The organism is Rhodococcus sp. DMU2021 (genome assembly GCF_019641445.1).
In the GTDB taxonomy this organism is placed as follows: domain Bacteria; phylum Actinomycetota; class Actinomycetes; order Mycobacteriales; family Mycobacteriaceae; genus Rhodococcus; species Rhodococcus pyridinivorans.
Genome location: NZ_JAIFKB010000019.1, coordinates 1 through 19190, shown reverse-complemented (window position 1 = coordinate 19190; position 19190 = coordinate 1). Strand labels below are relative to the sequence as shown.

The window sequence follows — 19190 nt, the reverse complement described above, 5'->3', positions numbered from 1 at the left end:
ACGGACCCGTTCCGGGACGGGGGACGAAGGGATACGCCCAACCGCGTCAGAGGTCCGCGGGTGCCGTGATCGTCAGCACCGGCTCGTAGTTGTCGCCGGGACCGACGGAGATGCCGAGGTTGACCGGCTCCGGCTCGTCGGCACCGGGACGGTTCGGGACGACGTACACGGTGAAGATCTGCAGGCCCGTCAGACCGAGCCGACGGGCGCGACGCAACGCCATGGCAGCCATTGTCAGTACGTCCCACTGGCGGCCGGTCTCGTCCTGCATCGCACCGTGCGCGGGGTCCCAGGCCACGGCGGCATCCCATGCGTGGGTTGCGATCGCGACCGGGTACCGGATGCCCTGTTCGGCGGCGAGCTCGGTGACATCGTGCAGAACACCGTCTGCGATCGCGTCGGCGCGACTGTAGGTGTGGATGACCTCGAGCTGGTCAATGACTCGTGCACTGCTCATCATTTCCTCCGTGGATCCGTCATGATGTCGATGGGAACGACGTTATGACGTTGTCTGCAAACGTGTTTCATAGTGAATTGGCTGCTTGGCGCGTGCCGCGGCACAGCGGATCGCGTCGATTCGGGCTTCGCCGTCGCGTCAGTGACGTTCACTTTGGCGAGGTCGGGCGGACAGCGGCAGCGCGCCTCCGATGACACATGGATCGTCCAGATCGGCCATAGCTGCTCACCGTGCACGGGTGCAGATCACGAACAGCTGAGGGCCCGAGGTGCGGCTCCGATGGTGAGGTGCGCCGGCCCGCGCAGCGCTGACATCGAACGCAACGCCTCCGACCCGCGTGGCCGGAGACGTTGCGTTCATCGGCTCAAGCGGCCGGGGCCAACAGGACCGGACTATCGACGGTGAACTCAGCGATGCGTGCTGCGAACAGCTCTGCCCACGCCTTCTTGCTCAACGGGGCGCGCTGACCACGGCGAATCTGCCGCTGATGCCAGTCGTTGTCGAATGCCTGACGTTCGGCGATGACGGTGCGGGCGTGGCCGACTGCCTCAGCCTCGGCAGCATCGCGAGGAGTGAGAGTGCGCGGATATCCGGAGGCAGGGCACGCCTCGATAACCTTCCGCGCCGCGTCGACGGCGCTCTTCGAATGCGGAACGCCCAGCTCGGGGACCAGGTAGCGCATCTCGGTCATCGTGCGGGTGTCGACGACGATCGGTTCGCCAGCGGTTAGAACCCACACGGTGTGCATCTTCGGGCCGGGCGACCAGAGATCACCCACGGCGGGCTCGCCTTTGAGATCGGTGTAGTACATCGCCTGCTCCTCGTCATCTCGCGATCGTGAACGCTGCCGACGCTACGAACCACACGCGAAAGGTGTTGCACCACCCAAATTCCGGGTATACATCCGGTCATCACCGCGCCCCGGACAGATCTCGTCGAACGTGGGAAAACACGCCTGGAAGTGGCTGAGAGGAAGCGCGGTCAGAGTGCGGTAGAGCCTACGCAGCCGACCGCACCACCTTCGAGGTCTGAAACACCTTGGCGTGACCGTTCATACGTTGGTGGCACACCGATTACGACCAACACCATCAGGAGAACACGCCATGACCACGACCGTCGCCGGATTCGCCGTCCAGGATCCGAATAGCCCCGAGCAGAAGGTATACGCGGCATTCGTGTACCGCGACGGCTCGTCCTTCCGATTCGCCACGGCCTCCGGCGGCTTCGCCAACTGGGTCGGCAACCGGATGCGCGTTCAGTCCAACAAGCAGTACGCCTCGATCGACACTGCGGTCGCCGCGATGGCCGATGTATGGACGAAGAAGTGCTCGAAGGGCAGCTACGACACGGTCCTTGCAGGTCCGGTCACCTTCGACGTCGCAGCCACCGGCGAGATCGATCCCGCCGAGCTCGTCGCCGTTGCTCAACATGAGAACGCGGTGTTGTCGGCTGACGTCTCGACCGTCGAGGCCGTGGTCGCTCAGACCCTCTCCCCCGTGCCGGCATCTGCCACCGCTGCCACCGCGGCGCCGTCGGCCTCGCGGGGGACCGGACTGACCGTCGACCCCAGCGAGCGCAACGGGATCGTGCTGCCGAACGGGCACACGATGTACCCGCGACAGGTCGCCGGGCATACCGACGTCGCCCTCATGCGGCATCTGCGCGCCAACTCGCCCGATCTGTTCGTGCGCCTGCACGGACCCGCGGGCGGCGGTAAGTCCACCGTGCCCTACGGCGCGTTCGGCACCGACCTGGTCGTGATGCAGGGCCATGGTGATACCAACGTCTCGCACTTCGTCGGCCAGTACCTTCCGCTGCCCGATGGTGGGTTCGAATGGCGCGACGGTCCGCTGACCCGAGCGATGCGTGAAGGCAAGGTGTTCTTCCTCGACGAGGCCTCTCGCGTGCCGTCCGAGACCATGGCCGTGCTCATGTCGGTGGCCGACGGGCGCCGCACCCTGAACATCGACGATCTGCCGGGGTCCGAACCGGTCGTCGCCGCTGACGGGTTCTGGATGGTCATCGGCTACAACGAGTACGGCCAGGGCGTTCGCCCACTCGATGACGCGATCAAGCGGCGGTTCCCGATCGCGATCGAGGTTGCAGCGGACTTCACGGCCGCGGAGGCAGCCGGTGTCGACCCGAAGCTGATCAAGGTCGCCCGCAACCTGCACACCCGCAACGCCGAGGAGAAGAACGACGGTGGCCTCGGTTGCTGGGTGCCTCAGATCGCGGACCTGCTGGTCACGCAGAAGGTCCTCGACGCTGGCCTCGGATTGGAGGTTGCACTCGCGACGATGCTCTCGGCCTGCACCGACCTCGACAGCATCGAGTGCGTTCAGGACGCGATCCATGACGTCTACGGGATGGGCGTGCAACCCCTCGCGCTCGGCGGCCGCGCATGACAGTCATTCGACCGAACATGCGGCAGCAGCTTCCAGCCTGGCGCGGTGGCGCAGTGTTGCGTCCGCTCAGCGCATCCGGTGTTGACTTCGACAGATATACCCGGTTCGGGGTCATCTTCGACGACGAGCCCGACGAGGATGCGGTGGCCTACCTCGAGCAGGTCGTCGGGTACGCGTGGGCAGCGAACATGACGGGCGTGCCGACGATCGATCAAGGCAGGGTGTCAGTGCACGACACCACCGTCGTGTTCGACGCCGACATTCGGCTGCGCCGCATGAGAACCCGCACTCGCGAGGAGGCAACGCGGGCGCTCGCTGCGCAGGTACTGACGTACTACAAGGAAGGCTCACCGGTGCGCCGGGACGGACTACGGCTCGTCGACCGACCCGATGGTGTCGACTTGCCGCCGATCGCGGGATTCGTGGTCGGGTGAATCGGCTAGCCGACCGTCCTGAGGTGCAACACCCTTTGAGTGTCAGAGCGAGAGTGGTTGCACCGGTTCGGAATCGCCGAACCACCGTTCTTCAGGAGGCAGCATGTCGGTCACCTTCACCCCCGAAATCGAGCCCACCGGCTTCGACGTCACCGACGGTGAAGGTGGCCGGGAACGGCACGCCACCCGTGAGGCCGCGTACGCCCGCGTGGCCGAACTTGAGACCACCCGGGAGCCGCTACGCGGTTGCACCGATCCCGAGGCTGTTCGCACCTACGGGGCGTACCTGGTCGAACCGGTGCACGGCGACCAAGAGATTCCATGGGTGAATGCGTCGAACGCGAACGCCCGTCACCTGCTGCGGTTACTCGGTCTGCTCCCCGGGCTCGACGCGGGCGACGTCGTCGGCACGAACGACAGCCACGAGGTGCAGACCGCTGGTGAGGACGATCTATGGGGTGAGGAGTCCTGCGAGCAGTTCCTCGGACGCACACTCCTCGCACTGGCCACACCCACGTCCGCTGGTGTACCGGCCCGCACGATCGGTCCTCGGATGATCGACTGCGGTCGCGCCGAGGGCTACGACAGTCGTCGACTCACCCAACTGCACGATCTCGCGGTCTGGGCACTCGAGCACGGTGCCAGCCGCATCACCTGGGCGTGACCCCTGTAAACGGGCGTGCCCGCCCCTTCCGGGGCGGGCACGTTACGGGGACGTCGGGGCCGCTCAGATAGTGGCGGCCTCGACGGCGACAATGACGACGATGATCCAAGCGACTACCGAGATGTAGCCGAGCACCAAACCTGCGATGGCCAGGCCGCGACCGTTCTCACCTGTTCGGTTGATCTGGCTCAGTGCGATGTGCCCGAACACCACCCCAAGAACGCCACCGAGCAGACCGAACACCAGGGCGAGAATCGCGAGAATATTGGTGGACTGTGAACGCATCGAAGCGCCGTACACGGGCTCTCCCTGTGCCGTGTACCCGACGATGGGAGCGACCAGCGTGCTGGCAGACGATGTCGCCGGCCGACTCGATGCCTGCACGATTGCGATGATCCCGCCCACAACAAGTGCCAGCAAACCGCCGAGCCGGACGAGGAAAAGCAGAGTGAACAACACGGGGGCACCTGTGGCGGCGTAGAAGAAGGAAATCGCGCCGACAGCGAGAAACGCGGGAGTGAGCAGCTGCCACCATTGCAGGTGGCCGTCTTCTTCCCGATAGGTGGTGTAGGCGTAATAGCCCAGGACAGCAGCGATCCCCAGTGCGATGACCCCAGGGACAGCCATCAGGGGCTCGGGTATACCCCTGTAGACCAAGAGCATGACGATAGATCCTAGGAAGGCACCCAATCCGAGGAACAGCACGATCTTCCCGAGTTGGGGAGCACGAGGCGGAGCCGCTGCGGCATCAGCATCCGACCGAGGTTGCGCTGCGGGATATGAAGGATTCGAGGACATTCGAGCATCGTGCAGGCATTTTGGAGTCCCGGACGGGGGACACACTCGGGATGTAGTTCGATCGAATTACATCCGAGTGCATCACCTCAAGCCGATATGCCGGTGGGCCGCCCTCGCACGAGAGCGGCCCACCGTGATTGTGGGCATCAGAAGCGAGCAAGCTCTACCCGATAGATCCCGCCCTCGGGGTTGATCGGTTCGAAGCGGTCGGCGATGGCACCGCGCAGGTTCGTCACGTACACCGCGACGTCCTCGGCCTGGTCCTCAACCTGTTCCATCAGCGACGTGCCGTCGGCAGCGGTGACATCGGCAAGGGCGTGGTGCGGGCCCTGGTCACTCCAGTCGAGCAGCAGGTGCGCTGCGGCCGGGACTGCTTCACACAGCAGCGCGGCGATCAGCGCCATGCTGGTCGTCTCGATCTCGAGATTCGCCTGAGATTGCTCTTCGTAGAGGTTGCGGAGGTGGGTTTCAAGGTCAGCGATGGTGGCCATACGGTTCTCCTGGGCGAACTCGGCGGATTGGATTCGACCGCCACGCTATGAACGCGACGGCGCCGTGTTGCATCGCTACTCATCGACACGGACCAGGGGTTTATATCGCTCTTCGGCAGGGAACTTTGGAAGGCCGTGGCGGTGTCGCAGCCGAAAACGGTGCTCATTGCGCCCCAGAATCGTCACCGTCCGGAAGCCGGACAGCACGAGAGAGTCTCGGCCCGCGCAGAGTAAACACTGCCCAATGCCGCGGTACCCGCGGTCGACCTCGCCAGCCTGGTCATTGGCGGTACGAAGGATCTGGTCTGCGGCATTGTCACTGTCAGGTCGCATTCAAGTGCCCCTGGGGTCACCGATGCCGGATGGGACGGTAGCGCGGCGGCGAACACGGTCCGCGCCGACCCGATGAGGTCCCGGATCCGGGGTACGACCAAGGGCAGCGAGAACGGTCAGCAGGGAGTAGGCGACGGCGGTGCCAACGAAGTACCTGCCCGGTGGGGGCCGCTCACGACTGGGCGCGTCGTTGGCGGCGCTCCCTCTGCCGCTGCTTCATTCGGGCTACGTGTGCCTGCTGCCATTTCTTGTGCTTGCGCTGGTGTTCCGCTTCGGCCTCGTCGAATATCGGCCGTGCTTCGGCGCGCTGCTTGGCGAGCTCCTCCGCGGGGCGGGGGCCGCGCTCGATCGTCGGCAGCAGGTTGCCGGCGAGGTGCTCGACGACGAGCTGGTCGAACTTCCAGACCGGACAGCCCTGCTCGGCGAGCATCGCCACGGCCTCGGGACCATCGTCGATCCAGGCCACAACCGGTGACTGGTCCTCGTACTTGTCGACCCACTTCCACCAGTGCCGGCGCTTGATGTCGAGGGACGGGCGGACGGTGCCATCGGTCCAGAATTCGCGGCACTCGATATGCCCCGGAGGCAGGGACTTCTGCCGAATCCAGTAGTCGGTGGTCGGCATGAACGTGTCGAGACGCGTGGTGGTGTACGCGATGGTGAAGCCTGCGTCGACGAGGTCGCGGACGAGACGGCCGCCGGCTCGGTTGAGTGCGGCGTCGCCGAAGTGACTGTGGAAGGCCTTCCAGTCCCGGTCCTTGTACTTGGGGGCCTGAATCAGGTGGGCGAACTCATCCATGTTGGCCAGCGGGCCATCGATATCGATGACCACGGTCGGGCCAGGCGCGGGCGGGTCTACCCAAGGGGTCGGGCGGTCGAGAAACCGTCCCTTGTTCGGCTGACCCACTCTCATCCTCCAGCTGTCGTGTCGTAACGCACCCATGAGAGTAATGGGGTTGACGCAACAAACCGGAAACGGCCCGCGCGTTTCTCCAATGGCAATGCGCTGCGTCTTCACGCCCCGGAGTGGCCGCGGGACGATCTGGTCCAGCCACTCGATCAGTCCCGGGCGGGAATGCCATTACCCGCGGCTTCGACCGATGCTCTTGGACGACATAGGCACTCACAGAGGAGTCCGCCGGACAGCGCACCAGCAGTACGGGTCGAGCCCCAGTTTCCGGTCTGGGGGCTCGACGCGTCAGGCAGCGACACCTGTTGAAGCAAGGTCGAGTGGGACGAGCGTGTCGTCCGGCCACCGTGCGGCAGATGGCGGGGGCCGCAGCGGAGACAGGACGTCGGCCATGTCGACGTCGTGGTGGGACTGCCACAGCGCCCGCAGTCGCTGGAACTTCGTCCACAGCAGATCATAGAGGGCGGGGTTGATCCGTTGGACGTCGACGCCTGCGTCGGAGATGCCGATACCGACGAGCATCGCGGGCTGCCCCCAACGCCACCGTTCCCACACCCCGGGTGCTTGCGGGTCGGTGCAGTACTCCTGCGCGTTCATCCCCGCCACGAGCTGCAAGCCGACCTTGGGGTCCAGCCGCTTCGGGCGATTGTCGAACGATTCCTTCGACTTGTAGTCGCCGATGATCAGCAGCCCGTTCGTCTCGAAGCCGATGTCGATGGTGCCGGCATATCCCCCACCGTCGTGATTCCAGACCGTCGCTTCAGCGAAGACCGGTTTCACCTGGTACCGCATCCACCAATCCTCGAACTGTGCGGCGTAGCCGAGCTCGTCGTGCGCAGCGAGCCGATCGCGGGCCTCGGCGATCTCATCGAGAGTGCCGACCCCGAGGTAGTAGCGGGCTACCTGTTCGGCGTAGTCGTGCACACGATCGCCTCGCTCAGCCGCCTGGTCAGCCAACCACAGGCCAGTGCCCGCGATCGCCCTGCGCGCTGCACGGTCCACGTCGCGGTTGCGCGCGCGGGCTTCGTCGATCGCGGCGGTCACGTGCGGGTACCGGGCCAGCGCGTCACCGCCGTCGAGGTAGGCCTTCATCGCGTCGACTGCGACACGGGCGTGCCACCCGTGCAGGGTGTCCGGGGCTTCCCCCAGGACGGTCGTAATCGAGGGCACACGCGGCCGGTCCCCCACAAACCGGCCGTACATCCGCCCCCACTCGGTGGCGTGTGCGAGCTTGGGCTGGGTCATGATGCCGCCCGCGGGATCCGGATCGGTTCGGACGTCGGGGTTAGCAGGGGAAGCAGGATGGGAGGTGTGAGGGGCGCGGTGAGGGCGGCGTCGACGTCGATGACGTACCGGTCTGTTGGCGGATGCGCTGCGGAGAACGCTGCGATGACGTCTGCGTCGAGTTCCAGCGCGTCGAGTGCTGCGTACTTTCCCATGGTGAGCACGACCATCGTGTCCCAGGTGGGCGTCTCGGTGAAGTCCGCGAGCTCCAGGGTGATGGTGGTTGCCTCGGGTACGACGAGAAGCACCGCAGTAACAAGATCAAGTTCGGTTTTGTCGGTAGGTGTGTGCACCGTGACTCTCCGTTCAATGCGGGGGTGTGAGCAGATCCGATGCACAAAATGTAGGGCCGCCCCTCTCCAAATGTTGCACAGCCACAGACGCCGAAGCTTGTGCCCGTTCCCAGGCAAGACGACGCCTCAGGAACCGACGGACAGCGCCTGGCCGGCCGTGCCCATGCAGCAGTTCCCTGCGACGGGCGGCAGCGCCGGTCACTCGTCGATGAGCACCGCCTCAACGATTGCGCTGATGACCTCGTTGTGGCGCTCCATGTCCTCGTACAAGCGCCCCTCACTGTCCCCGTGCTCGTTAATGAGGGTGGTGATCGCGTCGGGAGGGCGGCCGGCCAACCCGCGGTCGACCTCGACGATCTCCTCGGGTGTGTAGTCGCGCTTGTAGACGACAGTCTCGGTGATGGTGACGCGGATCAGTGGCTGATCGCTCATGCGGACTCCTGGGCGGGTGAAGCGAGACGGGTGCTTGGAGGCCGCTGCGCCCCGCCCCGGGGGGCCGGGCGAGGCGCAGCGGGGTCAGGCGGCCAGAGCGGCGACGGAACGCTCGGCGAGGCGGATTTCGCTGGCCAGGGCCTTGAGGTAGACGGCGTTGCGCGGGGGCAAGGGCTGACCGTTCTCGCGGAGGCGACGCTCGACGCGGGCCTGGTCGATCGCGTCGCGCAGCCGGCGGGTGGCGTCGTGGTGGACGTGGCCGCGGAGCTGCCGGAGATCGATGTTCATCGCGTCCCACAGGCGCTGGTGGCTGCGGCTCCACACGGTGGCGGTGCCAGCGGAGGGGCGGGCGCGCAGCAGACGGGCGGCGGCGGTCGCCGCGGCGATGAACAGCTTGTGCTTGGAGGCGGTGATGGCCGGGTCAACCCCGAGGAACGCACCGTCGACGTCGACGAGGTAGCCCGTCTCGGTGTCGATGCCGTGAATTTCAGCGAAGTCAGACTTGGTGGGGATCACGGGAGCAGGCATGGCGGGCAACTTCTTTCGGTCGTTCTCGGTGCTGACGGGAACGACTTTGCCGACCAGGGTGGAGAGTGTTGCAGTCGGGATTGACCGCACTACGGTCGGGATACGCACGCTGACAAGCAGGTTCACCTCGGGGTACCTGCCTCTTGGATGCGGGCAACCGTCATCGTTGGCGGCTCTTTTGGTCTCGGTGGACGCTGCGATGGTCCCCGCGGTGGTGGTGTGAAGATACCGGAGGCTACGTGGATTCACGTGTATCGGTGCAGGTACCGCCCCGTTCTCACGGACGTAGTTGTGTCAGACGCTCGACGCGACCACGGCATAGACCGCCAGGAACATCAGGGCGACGACGCTGACGCCGGCGACAATGCTCGCCGAAGTCGGGTGGTGCGCCATCCACTTATCCAGACGCGCGAGCAGCTCCTCTTCGAGCGTGGGCCGGGGAGCCACCGCGGGCCTCACCACGTTGATGTGAGTTCGGCGGTGTACGGCGAGCTCGGCAGGCCGGCGGGTTGCGGTGTAGGGCAGGTGCGCCATCGTGGATTCCCCTTTGGGCTCAGTCGATCTCGGTCGATTGAGACGTTAGAAACGGGAATCCGCGGTGTTGCAGCTGCAACAGCCGGGTTTAGGCGGTGGCGCAAAGACCCAAGATCAGGTGCCGGTGCTCGGGATCGGCGCGGTAACCGTGGCGGCCCTTGAGTCCCCCATGGGAGCCCCCGAACACCGATTCCATCCCCATCGACAGCACCTCGGTGTGTACCGACGACTGGTACTGCTTTCCGACGTAGACGTCGACGAAGTCATCGGGACGCACGTACTCCCCCTTCGCGTACTGCTGCAACGTATGCGGGATCCCGTCTACTGAGGTCGTGCGGCGTTCCCGGAAGCTCAGGCACGCAACGGTCGCCGCAACGTTGAATGTCTCGACGCGGTGTGACATCTCGTGGATCGCCGTGCGGTGGGTGTCCTCGGCGCTCGATGCGGAGCTGGGAACCCGCAGCTCCGACATCGTCACGGTGCCCTTGTAGGTCATGCGCAGCTTCCATCCCCAGCGACGCGTTTCCGGGTCCCGGACAGCGACCCACTTCGGGTCGCCGTCGGGCCAATCGAGTTCACGCATCCGGTCGACGGTCGACTTCTCCGGTGCCGGCGGCATCTCCTTGCGGGTTGCCCAGGTCTGCTCGGACTTCGGGTCGTCGCTGTAGTCGTAGTCGGTGTTCTCGGAGACACGCACTCTCGATTGGTGCTGGTAGTACGCGCGGTCCTTGGACTCCTTGACGATCATTCGGCGGCTGTTGTTGGACGCGGTCATCCAGTCTGCGGGGAAGACGGTGGAGGCTGCGGCGGTGACCTGCTTTGCCCGTTTCGTGGTGCTCTGGTGGACATCGGGTACGACGGTGCCGTACTCGCGGTAGCGGCCGAGCACTTCTGCAGCGACGCGGCCTTCGGCGGCACCGTATGCGAGCCGACGCCGTTCGATCTCCGCGGCAGTGGCCTGCAGTGTTCGGCTTCGCTGGTTGAAGTCATTGACGAGCTCGTCGATCTCGTCGAGGTACTGGACGCGTTCCGACGGCGGTAGCCGTCGTAGCTTGGCCGTGAGGTCATGCACTCGCTGCTCTACGGCACGTTTCTCCCGGGCGTGCTCGATGACCGCTGCCTCGAGCGCGGCGGCGTCGGCGTCGAGTCGGTCGAGTTCCGTCGGGTCGAGGCGGGCAGCGATCTCGGCGTCGACCTGGGTGGCCACGAGCTCGCCGGCGTAGCGGACAGCAGATTCATACCGGCGGAGCGTCTCGACGTTCTGGTTGCCAGCGAACGCGTCGAACAGGGCGCTCGCTGCGGCGCATGCCTCACGCACTTGCTCGTCTGTCGCGATCGCCGAGTGGTCGCCATGTGTGGGTTCGGGTCCGGCGGGATCGGCGATGGTCGCGGCCTTCTGCGCCGCGTAGAGCGCACGCCGGTATTCGCGGCGCCGTTCGCCGCGCTGTGAGGGGCATCGACGTGGCCCGCCCGGATCGTTGATCCCGTCACACACGAATTTTTCTCCCTGTTTCCCGACCGGCTCTACCTGTGCTTTCGGTGTCCCCACTGTCTGCCGGAGGAGGTCGCGAGGTGATGGAGTAGGTGCAACGCGCGCAACGGTGCAAGATTGCGTAACCACCGCTACGAGCCGTCGACGAAAGGACCGCATGCCGCCGCGCGACCAGCTCGCCGACCTCAGCGATTCGGAGTTCGTGCGCGCAATACTCACCGAACTCGACCGCCGCCCAGCCTTCGCGACCGTCCGCGACCAGCTCGCGACTCTGCTGGCGATGGGCCCGACGCTGACCGCCGTCACCGAGGCCGGCGTCGGACAGCTCGTCGAGCAGGCCCTCGCAGCCGCCCGCGCCGCGATCGCGGAACAGAACGTCGTGCTCGGCCAACCCATGCTCACCGCGGTGGACGTCGCCGAAGCGGTCGGTGCGCGCGGATCGAGCAACCGGGCCGTCGCCTCGCGGCTGCGTTCGCGCGGCGAGATCGTCGGTGTGGAGGTACAGGGCCGATTTCTGTTCCCGGCGTTCCAGTTCGATCTCGCCCGGGCGCGGGTCCACCCGGTGGTGGCGGAAGTAAACCGGCAGGTCACCGAGCACGGCGATGGATGGGCGGTTGCCCGTTGGTGGATGACCACAGTCGACGGGCATACCCCTGTCGAGCTCATCGAGCGCGACCCGGAGTTGCTGCGCGCGCGGGCGGCGCAGTTCTGCGGGTAGCCCATCCCCGCCGGCGCCCCCAAGGTTCCGGCAGCGTGGGGCACAGCCCTGCTTCCGGCGCGGCGGGCGTCGACGATTCATGGGCCGAATAGGACCATGAACGTTCTCCACCCTTCGCGGACAGAGCGATCAAGCGTCGGACCAGCGCGTTTTCTGGCGTCCGTGGATGCCACATCGAGTGGTCCCTGAGGTGCTGCCGCCCAGTACAGCCCATTTGCCTCGCTCTGGAGAGCTCTCACCCGGTCGCTGGGTAGACACTCCCTTTCGCAGGTTCACGCTGAATAGGTGAAAATCTCACTCTCGGAAATGGCTGCCTTCGCTAAACGAGAAGGAGTGACGCTACGAGAAGTGCCCGCAGCGCCTGAACGATTCCTTCTCGATCACGAGATCGATGCTTTGGACTGGGAGCATCGGCCGCTGGTGCGGCGCGTAGCTGACCTCAGCCCGCGGCACCCGTGGAATGAGCACGCGTGGCTCACGTTCCGGCACGCTTTTTCCTACGATGCAGAACGCAACGGATGCGGGCTCGGGTGGTGGTTCAATCCCGACCCGCCGTCGCACGTCGTCCCTGAAGCGCACATCAATCTCACCGAAGCCCCGACCGGCGGCGGAAACCTGCTGACCTGCCGGGTCAACTCACTTTCTGTCGGTCCGAATTTCCCGGGCTTCTGCCATGTATCTGGGCCGGGAATCGCCGCTTCGTTCAACGACGCACCGCACATCCCGACCTTCGCGTTCGTCGTACCGGCCGGCGGCACCGGCCCTGTTGACATCACGATCAGGACCGACAGGGATCGGATCGAGGCCTGGTGGTTCTACGACTGCTCGATCCTGCAGCTCTGAGGCGATCGCCATCGGCGGAACCGGTCTCACTTGCACGGTCGGACAGCTGAGGCGGGGCACCATTGGTCGACTTCGAGGTAGCCGCGGCCGTTGCCGGTCGGGATCTGGAACGAAACGCGACAGATCCAGCCCCCCGTATTCACCCGCGCCCACGCCGACAAGACCCCCGGTACCTGGAGGTCCAGGGCGAGTCCTTCCGCGCGCACTCGAAGTGGCAGCTCGTTGGCACGGCGTCCGTCGGTGGAGCCGATAGCGGAGGCGATGTGCACGATCACTGGCGTCGGCGGGTCCACGACGCGGTACGGCGGAGGACCTAACCCAGACGGCCAGTGATCGAACATGTATTCGATTTTAATTCTCGACCTCGGCCGGAGATGACAGCCCAGCCGAAGACGCCGCGTCAGTTCGTCAGCTGCGGGGTTGAAGGCAGAGCACCCGGGCTGGGGCGGGTGCATTGCTGCGTCGTATCAGTCCAGGAGTTCGACGACTTCGGTTGTGTAGAAGTCGCTCGGGTGCCGGGTGAAGTACTCGTCGATCGCTGCACTCGGACTGTCGGGGACCGGGCCGGGCTCGTCTGCGAGTTCATGCCACCACGTCTCCACGTGTTCGCGCAGCACGCGCTGAGCGCCAGCCTCGGTGCGGTGGGCCGACACGGTGGTGCCATGCCGGTGGTCAATGGTCACGACGGTCACCGATTCACGTTCGGTGGACGGGTCAGTACTGGTCATGACAGAGAACGCTACGACCGCACCCATCCGATGTTGCGCCGGAAAGTCGGCCGCCTGGCGGTGGTGAACGGCGTTTCTACGGTGTGCGCGACCGCAACCCACAGACCAGGAGGACCCGCAGTGTGCCGTGTCGGCAGACGGTGCTTCCCCCACACCGCTGATCGCCTCGACCGCGCCGAGCAGGAGGTTCGACGGCTGCAGCTCACCCACGATGCGCGACTGGCGACCGCAGCACGGCAACCGACGTCCCAGGCATGGCTCGACCAGTCCGCCGGCGAGCTCGACCAAGCACGACGCAAACTTCAGCAGCAACGCATCGACCTTGCTTCCACCGCCCGCGGCGTGCACAACCTGATGCTCGAGGCCCACGCCCACGAACAGTGCGGACAGCCAGAGCAGGCCGCCGAACTCCGCCGGCTCGTCACGCGTGGGCTCGCGCGCCGCCGAGCTGCCGACATCGCGGCGAACCCGGCAGCGGCCGATGGATGGACACCTCCGCAGGTCCGAGGCGGCGGCGATCGCTGTCCCGCGTGCGGCCAATTCGCCGCGGCCTCCCACCGTTGCCCATCGGTCATCCTCGACGCCCGCCGCCTCGCCCTCACCGCCAGCACCCACCTTCCGCCCCCGACACCAGCGACCACCGCAGCCGGAACCGCTGCTGCGCAATCCCTGTCGACCAGCCTGTATCAGGACATTTCCCTGACCGCCGCCGACGCCGACGCGATCACCACCGTGTGCCAGGACGACCGGTACGGGCTACTCCCCCAGGGCTTGCCCGAGATCCCCCGCCGAGCGGACGGGTCACTGGATACAAACAGCGCCGAGTTCGCAGCGCATCGGGACATGGCACTCGATCGGGCACAGCGGGCGTGCATCGAGGACGACCACATCGACGGCGAGCCTGTGCCGGTCGTGCTGTCGCAGGGCGCGCTCGAGCCGTTCGCGGTACCGGTCAAGCGTGACAATGCTGCCCGACTGGGGGACGAGCTGGCCGCCGTCGAGGACCGCGAACTGTTCGATGACGCAGAGTGCGCAGCGCTGGCGGCACCCGATCGAGCGCAATGGGGTCAGTCTGCGGCCGGGTTGTGCTGGCGGACAGCCGACGACGAACCGTGGCGGCAGATCGGGACCGGCGAGCGGGTCGATCACCGCATGGTGACCCCGAGCGAGACGGGATCTGTCGCGGTCCTCGCTCGGCGCACGGTCGCCTCGCAGGCGATGTCGGCGTGGGCTGCGCACACAGAGCGCGACATGTCACCCGCGGCGGTGCATATGCAGTCCGCGGTCCGGGATGCATTCGTCCATCCCGACGCTGACCTTCCCCAGTCGGTGGAAGCGCGGCGGGCCCGGGCGGTGGTGCAGGCCCAGTACGCGCTCACGCAACGGCATCTCGCCGCGCGTGGGATTTCCGAGGTGTCAGTCTCGCGTGGGATGTGGTTTCCGACCGGCTCCCCTGCTCCTGCGTGGGTGCCGGCGGTCAAAGGTGATCGACAGCCGGCGGATCTGACGTTGAACCCGGCGGCGTCGTTCACCCTTCGCGGTGAGGTGTCGTCCTACTTCGCCCGCCGCGAGTGGGACGACGATGAGTACGTGTCGGTGCGGCTGCACGGCACCGTCCATGCCTCGCGGATCCTGTCGTTGCCCCGAACGGGAATGGGATGCTTGTCCGAGGAAGAGGTCATCGTGGTCGGTGGCCGTGCACAGTGGGAGGTTGAGCGTGTCTGACCGAGCGCGGCGCCCGTTCCCGACGTTCCGGGACATGCGGGCCTGGGATGTTCGCACGGCGGACGGGACGCTGGTCACCACGGTTTCCGCGCTGGGACAGGTGTTGGGGATGTCCCCTTCCGAGGCTGTGCAGTGGGTCCGCGCGCAGGAAGGGCAGCGGGCGATGCCCCAGGAATTGATCACCGAGGCCCGAACCGCCCACTGACCGGAGACCGGACTATTTCGGCCCCGTCGGCCTGTAGTCAGAGAACAGCTCTCGGTGGATCATCTCGGTCATGTTCGGCCCGGTGGCAGGGCGGTCCGTGGTCGCCGGGCGCGGCGCGCGGGGGCCGTCTCGAGGGTCGCGTCGACCGCCGACTGCGTGGGTGCTGCGATAGTCCATGTGCGAAAGCGCCTTCCGTTCAGTGAATGATTTCGCCGCCATCATCAGCGTCGGGGTCGATGATGCCTTCCCACAATTCCGGGTCGTCCTCAACCACGATGCCGCGACCGCGGGCGGCGCCGAGCATCGCCACCATCGCCCCTTGCCTGCTGTCCGCGCCCGCGGTGGCGTACCCCCCGGGTGGGGCGACCTCGACCTGCGCCGCGATCGCTGCGAGACCCTGGGCAGTCGAGACGAGTTCGGGGTCCCCGGCGAATGCTCCTCCGGACCAGGAGACCGCACGGTGTTCCCCGGGTAGCCTCACGGTGACTGTGTCTTTGGCCTTGGCCATCAAATCCTCCTGCCCGCCATCGTCGGCGGGGGCATCGGTATCGGTGCGTCGAGGATACGGCCGGGGTTCACCGCTGCCGGGGTTCATCACGTTCATGGCGCACCCACCATGGCCACGAGGTGCATGGCGTTCGACAGGGCCTCATTGATGAGGTCCACGATCTCGTCGAGGAGTTGCTCGGCCAGCTCGTATCCGTTGCAGGTCGTGTCGGGTGTCCACTCCCCGAGGTCGGTGACAATGAGGTCGGTGGTGACCACGCTGCCCGGTTCGATTCGGCTGATCGATGCGACGATTTCGGCGATCGGGTCGCCGTCGCCGATCAGGCCCACACGGACCGAGGGCACAATCGTCACTTCCGGCACGGTCGAGGCGAACACGTGCTCGTGCGTGAGGATCAGGTAGCGCAACTGATCGAGGTCGGTGAAGTGCTCGGGGGTCAGGTGATCGGCCTCGGCGGCGGCGAGGGGTTGCTCCGGATTGCGGATGATCTGCAGCATCGTCGCGACTCCTTCTAGTGGATGGAAGATGCCGCCACGGTCTCGTACGCGACGTTCTGGTGTTGCACGCCGACTGCCGACCCACCGTGATTATGGGCCGGCAGCCGATAGCCAGATGTCAGCTGGCGAACCGCTGCAGCAATGCACCTCGCTGGTTCTGGCCAAGACCACGGATACTCCGGTTCTCCGCGATGTCGAGATCGACCATCACTGCGGACGCCTTCGTCTTCCCGAACTTCGGAAGAGCTGCGATCAGGTCGATGACCTTCATCTTCGCAAGGACCTCGTCCGTTTCGGCGCGCTGCATCACCTCATGAAACTCGACCCGCCCCTTCTTGAGGTCCTCCTTGACCAGTGCGCGCGTGCGTCGAGCCGCGCCGGCCTTCGCGAGCGCCTGCTGACGTGCTTCCGGGGACAGCTGGGGAAGAGGCATCGATGTTCTCCTCGAGATAGTGATTCGGTTGCGCCGTGGGGTACGGCAACTGCGAACAGATCCTGCCCTGCGGGTTCTCCACCCCGTACCGACGCGAGCAGTTCCATGAACTGCGACGAACGAGGTCACGAACTCTCCTTGAGCATCGTGCCCAGGAGTCCTCCGAGGCCCGCAGCCAGCACGTGCGCCTCTGCTATAGGAAGCCACCAGCAGTCCCACACCACGGCCGGCCCTCCAGTCGCTGGATCGCATTCTCCGGCCGGCCACCGCTCGGCGACATCAGCACCCGGCATCGCCATCTGAAAGTAGTGCCGCACTGCAACTTCGTCCCGCATGGGCCGCAGGTCGTATCTCTGTACCCCTACCTGCCGCACCACGTGCCCACGTCTGCCGGTTTCCTCGAACAGTTCCCGTACAGCGGCCTGTTCGGGGGACTCACCGAGTTTGATGGTGCCGGCGGGAACCTGCACGCCCGTCACCGTCCGCGGGACATCGCGGTGCGTGAACACCAGTATGTGGTCGTCGTGCACGACGTAGCAGACGGCCTTGTGGACTTCGCGGGGCATCTCGTCACTCTACGAACGGTGCTCGGGACTGATTGTCTGGCCTGTGGAGCGTTCTGGACGTTCGCTGCACGTGCGTGGATCGAAGGCGGCGATCCGGGTGCCACACTGTTGACGTGCTGACGCCGACTCGTGCCGCTACCGTGGACGATCTCCCGTCGTGGATGCAACTCGCCGCGGAAGTCGAACCACTGTTCGGGCCGATGCCCGATTTCGAGGCTCGTGTGCGACGAGCAATCGAACGCCGCACAGCATTGGTCATCGCCACCGGAAACACTGTCGCCGGCGCCGCGCTACTGAGCCGCCCGAACCAGCCCCACCACATTCATTGGCTGGCGGTACGCGGTTCTCAGCGCCGTCGAGGTGTCGGTCATGCGCTCATCGCTGCCATCGTCGACAGATGGCCGACCGAGACTATCGAAGTAGTCACCTTCACCGCCGACACTGCCGGAGGAGCCCCGGCCCGCCGACTCTACGAAAGTCATGGATTCACCTGTGTCGGGGCGAGTGATCCTGCTCCCGACGGTAGTCCGAGGGACCTCTACATATTGCGGCGCGACAGCACGTAGCGGATCGCTGCGACCGGTTGCTTCCTCGTCAAAGGTGAAGGTGAATAGGGTGTACCGGTGATTGTCGCCGTGGAAGGCCCCAGTGCCGCAGGGAAGACCACCTGGTGCCGCGCCACCGGCCGACCCTTTGTCGCCGAATACAGTCCGACCGGGCGGGAACCGGACGGCTCCGACCCGAAGGGACAGGCACGGTACTGGTCGAGGGTGAACACACAGCGTTGGACACAGGCACTGGTGTTGGAAGAGACCACCGGCCTCGCGATATGCGACAGCGATCCGCTGAAACTGCACTACAGCTGGTGCCTGGCCGCCGTGGGCGCGGAACCGATCAGCCGCTTCGAGCACGAGTTCGCAGCGGTCCGGGAGATGTTCCTCGATCGTCGTCTCGGATTCGCCGATGTGGTGCTGCTGTCGATTCCCGATCCGCAACGCCTGATGGCGCAACGTAACGGTGACCCGACTCGTCGGCGACGGCACTTCGACCTTCATGCCCGGCTGTCCGACCCGCTTGCCGAATGGTACGCAGCCGTCGAGCGACTCGACCCAGGCCGCGTCCTTCACCGTTTCCCCGAGAACCTCGATGTTGTGACACAGGTACCGCCCCGTCCGGACCGCTCCGACGTGCACCTGCTCGATCGCTTACTCGATGAACTCCCGTCGTTGCCTCGAGGCTGGGGAAATGCTCTGGAGTGCGGTGGGAAACGCTCTGGAACGGGAAACGGAAACCACCCGTGACCAGGTTTCGCGAACTGCACGACGCGAGCAGTTTCATGAACTGCGACGAGCGAGGTCACGAACTCGAAAGGTTTCGTGACGTCGTTTTCATAAGGGGCATCGACGAGAAGACGTCTCGGGTCTCACTCCAGAGTCCGGGTTCGCTCACAGAGCGACATCTCCTCGAGCATCGTGCCCAGGAGTCCCCCGAGACCCGCAGCCAGCACGTGCGCCTCTGCTACCGGAAGCCACCAGCAGTCCCACACCACGGTCGGCCCACCAGTCGCCGGATCCGACTCTCCGGCCGACCATCGCTCGGTGACATCAGCACCGGGCATCGCCATCTGAAAGTAGTGCCGCACTGCAACTTCGTCCCGCATGGCTGCAGGTCGTATCTCTGTACCTTTACCTGCCGCGCCACGTGTCCACATCTGCCGGTCTGCTCGAACAGTTCGCGCACGGCCGCCTGTTCGGGGGGCTCGCCAAGCTTGCGCAGGTTCGCTGCGATCTGGGGGGTCTGTCCGTTAAACGGTGTGTGGGGCCCGGCGGTTCTCATTAGTGGATGGTTCTTTCGAGCCGTCCAGCGAAGGTGATCGCGAACGCGTTCAACGCAGGCTTCCACCTCATCACCC

The 19190-nt window shown here is 65.7% G+C and carries 25 protein-coding genes; 8 read left to right on the top strand and 17 right to left on the bottom strand.

The annotated features are described in order from the left end of the window. Positions 1-46 precede the first annotated feature (46 nt). Together K3M35_RS21505 and K3M35_RS21500 are read right to left on the bottom strand one after the other, a co-directional pair. Positions 47-457 carry a DUF6573 family protein gene (locus K3M35_RS21505; protein WP_220666963.1) on the bottom strand — a complete coding sequence of 137 codons (411 nt, stop codon included), beginning with the start codon at positions 455-457 and terminating at the stop codon, positions 47-49. A gap of 364 nt (positions 458-821) precedes the next feature. Further along, the gene (locus tag K3M35_RS21500; RefSeq protein ID WP_138845974.1) at positions 822-1268 is read right to left on the bottom strand and encodes a hypothetical protein; all 447 of its coding nucleotides are present in this window, start codon (positions 1266-1268) and stop codon (positions 822-824) included. Positions 1269-1560: 292 nt separating this feature from the next. Between K3M35_RS21500 and K3M35_RS21495 the strand changes: the two genes are divergently transcribed. The 3 genes from K3M35_RS21495 to K3M35_RS21485 all read left to right on the top strand — a co-directional run bounded on the left by K3M35_RS21495 (position 1561) and on the right by K3M35_RS21485 (position 3960). Then, complete coding sequence (locus K3M35_RS21495) at positions 1561-2862, top strand: AAA family ATPase (RefSeq protein WP_138845975.1); 1302 nt, start codon at positions 1561-1563, stop codon at positions 2860-2862. After that, a complete protein-coding gene (locus tag K3M35_RS21490) occupies positions 2859-3296 on the top strand; it encodes a hypothetical protein (RefSeq protein ID WP_138845976.1) in 438 nt (145 codons plus the stop codon). The genes K3M35_RS21495 and K3M35_RS21490 overlap by 4 nt, the downstream gene beginning before the upstream one ends. A 103-nt stretch (positions 3297-3399) precedes the next feature. Further along, positions 3400-3960 (top strand): hypothetical protein, encoded by a 561-nt coding sequence (locus K3M35_RS21485; protein ID WP_138845977.1) that lies wholly within the window; start codon positions 3400-3402, stop codon positions 3958-3960. 63 nt (positions 3961-4023) lie between these two features. Here the strand turns inward: K3M35_RS21485 and K3M35_RS26355 are convergent, their stop codons facing one another. From K3M35_RS26355 to K3M35_RS21440, 9 genes are all read right to left on the bottom strand, one after another. Next, positions 4024-4623: a DUF4190 domain-containing protein gene (locus tag K3M35_RS26355; RefSeq protein WP_254704854.1), complete on the bottom strand. Its 600-nt coding sequence runs from the start codon at positions 4621-4623 to the stop codon at positions 4024-4026. 281 nt (positions 4624-4904) lie between these two features. Next, positions 4905-5249 carry a hypothetical protein gene (locus K3M35_RS21475; RefSeq protein WP_138845978.1) on the bottom strand — a complete coding sequence of 115 codons (345 nt, stop codon included), beginning with the start codon at positions 5247-5249 and terminating at the stop codon, positions 4905-4907. Positions 5250-5754: 505 nt separating this feature from the next. After that, positions 5755-6489: a hypothetical protein gene (locus K3M35_RS21470; protein ID WP_254707621.1), complete on the bottom strand. Its 735-nt coding sequence runs from the start codon at positions 6487-6489 to the stop codon at positions 5755-5757. Positions 6490-6780: 291 nt separating this feature from the next. Beyond that, a complete protein-coding gene (locus K3M35_RS21465; RefSeq protein ID WP_138845979.1) occupies positions 6781-7737 on the bottom strand; it encodes a cytochrome in 957 nt (318 codons plus the stop codon). Then, complete coding sequence (locus tag K3M35_RS21460; protein WP_217580334.1) at positions 7734-8024, bottom strand: hypothetical protein; 291 nt, start codon at positions 8022-8024, stop codon at positions 7734-7736. Before K3M35_RS21460 ends, K3M35_RS21465 begins: the two co-directional genes overlap by 4 nt. 243 nt (positions 8025-8267) lie before the next feature. Continuing rightward, a complete protein-coding gene (locus K3M35_RS21455) occupies positions 8268-8501 on the bottom strand; it encodes a hypothetical protein (RefSeq protein WP_138845981.1) in 234 nt (77 codons plus the stop codon). Between the two features lie 84 nt (positions 8502-8585). Then, positions 8586-9029: a hypothetical protein gene (locus tag K3M35_RS21450; protein WP_138845982.1), complete on the bottom strand. Its 444-nt coding sequence runs from the start codon at positions 9027-9029 to the stop codon at positions 8586-8588. Positions 9030-9323: 294 nt separating this feature from the next. Then, positions 9324-9563 (bottom strand): hypothetical protein, encoded by a 240-nt coding sequence (locus K3M35_RS21445; RefSeq protein ID WP_138845983.1) that lies wholly within the window; start codon positions 9561-9563, stop codon positions 9324-9326. Positions 9564-9651: 88 nt separating this feature from the next. Continuing rightward, a complete protein-coding gene (locus tag K3M35_RS21440; protein WP_138845984.1) occupies positions 9652-11058 on the bottom strand; it encodes a hypothetical protein in 1407 nt (468 codons plus the stop codon). Between the two features lie 154 nt (positions 11059-11212). On the opposite strand from K3M35_RS21440, the gene K3M35_RS21435 reads away from it, so the two are divergent. Further along, positions 11213-11773 (top strand): hypothetical protein, encoded by a 561-nt coding sequence (locus K3M35_RS21435; protein ID WP_138845985.1) that lies wholly within the window; start codon positions 11213-11215, stop codon positions 11771-11773. A gap of 285 nt (positions 11774-12058) precedes the next feature. After that, a complete protein-coding gene (locus K3M35_RS21430; protein WP_138845986.1) occupies positions 12059-12616 on the top strand; it encodes a hypothetical protein in 558 nt (185 codons plus the stop codon). A 467-nt stretch (positions 12617-13083) separates the two neighbouring features. Here the strand turns inward: K3M35_RS21430 and K3M35_RS21425 are convergent, their stop codons facing one another. Next, on the bottom strand, positions 13084-13344 hold the full coding sequence (locus tag K3M35_RS21425; protein WP_138845988.1) for a hypothetical protein: 261 nt from the start codon (positions 13342-13344) through the stop codon (positions 13084-13086). 120 nt (positions 13345-13464) lie between these two features. On the opposite strand from K3M35_RS21425, the gene K3M35_RS21420 reads away from it, so the two are divergent. Continuing rightward, complete coding sequence (locus K3M35_RS21420; RefSeq protein WP_138845989.1) at positions 13465-15069, top strand: hypothetical protein; 1605 nt, start codon at positions 13465-13467, stop codon at positions 15067-15069. Positions 15070-15470: 401 nt separating this feature from the next. On the opposite strand, the gene K3M35_RS21415 is transcribed toward K3M35_RS21420, so the two are convergent. The 4 genes from K3M35_RS21415 to K3M35_RS21400 all read right to left on the bottom strand — a co-directional run bounded on the left by K3M35_RS21415 (position 15471) and on the right by K3M35_RS21400 (position 17278). Continuing rightward, positions 15471-15878, bottom strand: coding sequence for a hypothetical protein (locus tag K3M35_RS21415; RefSeq protein ID WP_217580333.1), 408 nt, complete (start codon positions 15876-15878; stop codon positions 15471-15473). Further along, a complete protein-coding gene (locus tag K3M35_RS21410) occupies positions 15875-16279 on the bottom strand; it encodes a hypothetical protein (RefSeq protein WP_138845991.1) in 405 nt (134 codons plus the stop codon). The genes K3M35_RS21415 and K3M35_RS21410 overlap by 4 nt, the downstream gene beginning before the upstream one ends. 118 nt (positions 16280-16397) lie before the next feature. Further along, positions 16398-16712: an integration host factor, actinobacterial type gene (gene mihF, locus K3M35_RS21405; RefSeq protein ID WP_138845992.1), complete on the bottom strand. Its 315-nt coding sequence runs from the start codon at positions 16710-16712 to the stop codon at positions 16398-16400. Between the two features lie 125 nt (positions 16713-16837). Next, positions 16838-17278: an NUDIX domain-containing protein gene (locus K3M35_RS21400; protein ID WP_138845993.1), complete on the bottom strand. Its 441-nt coding sequence runs from the start codon at positions 17276-17278 to the stop codon at positions 16838-16840. A 161-nt stretch (positions 17279-17439) separates the two neighbouring features. Between K3M35_RS21400 and K3M35_RS26960 the strand changes: the two genes are divergently transcribed. Together K3M35_RS26960 and K3M35_RS21390 are read left to right on the top strand one after the other, a co-directional pair. Further along, entirely contained in the window at positions 17440-17844 is a 405-nt protein-coding gene (locus K3M35_RS26960) for an N-acetyltransferase (RefSeq protein WP_217580332.1), read from the top strand. Positions 17845-18048: 204 nt separating this feature from the next. After that, on the top strand, positions 18049-18579 hold the full coding sequence (locus K3M35_RS21390) for a hypothetical protein (protein ID WP_254704834.1): 531 nt from the start codon (positions 18049-18051) through the stop codon (positions 18577-18579). Positions 18580-18796: 217 nt separating this feature from the next. On the opposite strand, the gene K3M35_RS26955 is transcribed toward K3M35_RS21390, so the two are convergent. Continuing rightward, a complete protein-coding gene (locus K3M35_RS26955; protein WP_374107778.1) occupies positions 18797-19114 on the bottom strand; it encodes an NUDIX domain-containing protein in 318 nt (105 codons plus the stop codon). Between the last annotated feature and the right edge of the window lie 76 nt (positions 19115-19190).

Coding starts and splice junctions, on each gene's coding strand:
- K3M35_RS21415 (WP_217580333.1), bottom strand. CDS start 15,878: ATGAACGTGATGAACCCCGGCAGCGGTGAACCCCGGCCGTATCCTCGA.
- K3M35_RS26960 (WP_217580332.1), top strand. CDS start 17,440: ATGCAACTCGCCGCGGAAGTCGAACCACTGTTCGGGCCGATGCCCGAT.
- K3M35_RS21455 (WP_138845981.1), bottom strand. CDS start 8,501: ATGAGCGATCAGCCACTGATCCGCGTCACCATCACCGAGACTGTCGTC.
- K3M35_RS21500 (WP_138845974.1), bottom strand. CDS start 1,268: ATGTACTACACCGATCTCAAAGGCGAGCCCGCCGTGGGTGATCTCTGG.
- K3M35_RS21400 (WP_138845993.1), bottom strand. CDS start 17,278: ATGCCCCGCGAAGTCCACAAGGCCGTCTGCTACGTCGTGCACGACGAC.
- K3M35_RS21505 (WP_220666963.1), bottom strand. CDS start 457: ATGAGCAGTGCACGAGTCATTGACCAGCTCGAGGTCATCCACACCTAC.
- mihF (WP_138845992.1), bottom strand. CDS start 16,712: ATGCCTCTTCCCCAGCTGTCCCCGGAAGCACGTCAGCAGGCGCTCGCG.
- K3M35_RS21445 (WP_138845983.1), bottom strand. CDS start 9,563: ATGGCGCACCTGCCCTACACCGCAACCCGCCGGCCTGCCGAGCTCGCC.
- K3M35_RS26355 (WP_254704854.1), bottom strand. CDS start 4,623: ATGCTCTTGGTCTACAGGGGTATACCCGAGCCCCTGATGGCTGTCCCT.
- K3M35_RS21425 (WP_138845988.1), bottom strand. CDS start 13,344: ATGACCAGTACTGACCCGTCCACCGAACGTGAATCGGTGACCGTCGTG.
- K3M35_RS21495 (WP_138845975.1), top strand. CDS start 1,561: ATGACCACGACCGTCGCCGGATTCGCCGTCCAGGATCCGAATAGCCCC.
- K3M35_RS21435 (WP_138845985.1), top strand. CDS start 11,213: ATGCCGCCGCGCGACCAGCTCGCCGACCTCAGCGATTCGGAGTTCGTG.
- K3M35_RS26955 (WP_374107778.1), bottom strand. CDS start 19,114: ATGAGAACCGCCGGGCCCCACACACCGTTTAACGGACAGACCCCCCAG.
- K3M35_RS21485 (WP_138845977.1), top strand. CDS start 3,400: ATGTCGGTCACCTTCACCCCCGAAATCGAGCCCACCGGCTTCGACGTC.
- K3M35_RS21475 (WP_138845978.1), bottom strand. CDS start 5,249: ATGGCCACCATCGCTGACCTTGAAACCCACCTCCGCAACCTCTACGAA.
- K3M35_RS21490 (WP_138845976.1), top strand. CDS start 2,859: ATGACAGTCATTCGACCGAACATGCGGCAGCAGCTTCCAGCCTGGCGC.
- K3M35_RS21410 (WP_138845991.1), bottom strand. CDS start 16,279: ATGCTGCAGATCATCCGCAATCCGGAGCAACCCCTCGCCGCCGCCGAG.
- K3M35_RS21450 (WP_138845982.1), bottom strand. CDS start 9,029: ATGCCTGCTCCCGTGATCCCCACCAAGTCTGACTTCGCTGAAATTCAC.
- K3M35_RS21465 (WP_138845979.1), bottom strand. CDS start 7,737: ATGACCCAGCCCAAGCTCGCACACGCCACCGAGTGGGGGCGGATGTAC.